Origin of the sequence: Micromonospora sp. NPDC047465 (assembly GCF_040643125.1) — a bacterium.
GTDB lineage: Bacteria > Actinomycetota > Actinomycetes > Mycobacteriales > Micromonosporaceae > Micromonospora.
The window spans coordinates 1-1,151 of the sequence record NZ_JBEYTP010000131.1 but is presented as its reverse complement, the minus strand read 5'-3'; the positions used below and the strand labels follow the sequence as shown (position 1 = coordinate 1,151).

Sequence of the window (1,151 nt, the reverse complement as noted above, 5' to 3'; positions counted from 1 at the left end):
ACGGTCTGGTCCAGCAGCCCCGCGTCGGCCGAGCCGTCGGGAGCGAACAGCACGTCACGAAGCGGCTGCGGCAGCAGCGCGTCGAGGTGCCCACACACCTCGTCCAACGCCGAGGCGAACACCGGGAACACGCCGTACAACTCCCGACCCATCCCCGCGCGCTGCGCGCCCTGACCGGAGAAGAGCAGGGCCACGTGCCCACGCTGCTCGGACGCGCCGGTCAACACCGAACCCGACGGCTCACCGGCAGCAAGAGCCGTCAGCGCCGCAAGCAGACCCTCACGGTCGACGGCGGCCACCACCGCCCGCTGCTCCAACGCCGGACGCGTCGTCACCGACGACCACGCCACATCCAACGGACGCACCGCCCCGTCGGCGGCCAGCCAACGCGCCCACCGACCCGCCTGCCCCGCAAGCGCCGCCTCCGTCCGCGCCGACAACACCACCGGCACCACCGCCGGCACCCGACGCTCCACAACCTCGCCCTCAACCACCTCGACCGGCGGCTGCTCGACGATCACATGCGCGTTCGTCCCCGAGATCCCGAACGACGACACGGCCGCCCGACGCGGCCGGTCCACGACCGGCCACGGCGTCGCCTCCGTCGCCAACGCCACCGCCCCTGCCGTCCAGTCGATGTGCGGCGACGGCTCGTCCACGTGCAGGGTCGGCGGAACGATCCCGTGCCGCATGGCCAGGACCATCTTGATCACACCCGCCACACCGGCCGCGGCCTGCGTGTGCCCGATGTTCGACTTGACCGACCCCAGCAGCAACGGCCGGTCACCCGGCCGATCCTGCCCATAGGTGGCCAGCAACGCCTGCGCCTCGATCGGGTCACCCAGAGTGGTGCCCGTGCCGTGCGCCTCCACCGCGTCCACGTCAGACGTGGACAAGCCGGCGTTCGCCAGAGCCTGCCGGATCACCCGCTGCTGCGACGGACCATTCGGCGCCGTCAACCCGTTCGACGCCCCGTCCTGGTTCACCGCGCTACCCCGCACCACGGCCAGGACCCGATGGCCGTTACGACGAGCGTCCGACAGCCGCTCCACCAGCAGCATGCCCACGCCCTCACCCCAACCGGTGCCATCCGCCGACGCCGCGAACGACTTGCACCGCCCATCAGCCGACAGACCCCGCTGCCGCGAGAA

General features: G+C 72.1%; 1 protein-coding gene. It reads right to left on the bottom strand.

What is annotated here, in order from left to right; all coding sequences use genetic code 11:
* On the bottom strand, positions 1 to 1,151 hold a 1,151-nt coding region (locus ABZ793_RS34700; RefSeq protein ID WP_357465235.1), incomplete at both ends, for a type I polyketide synthase.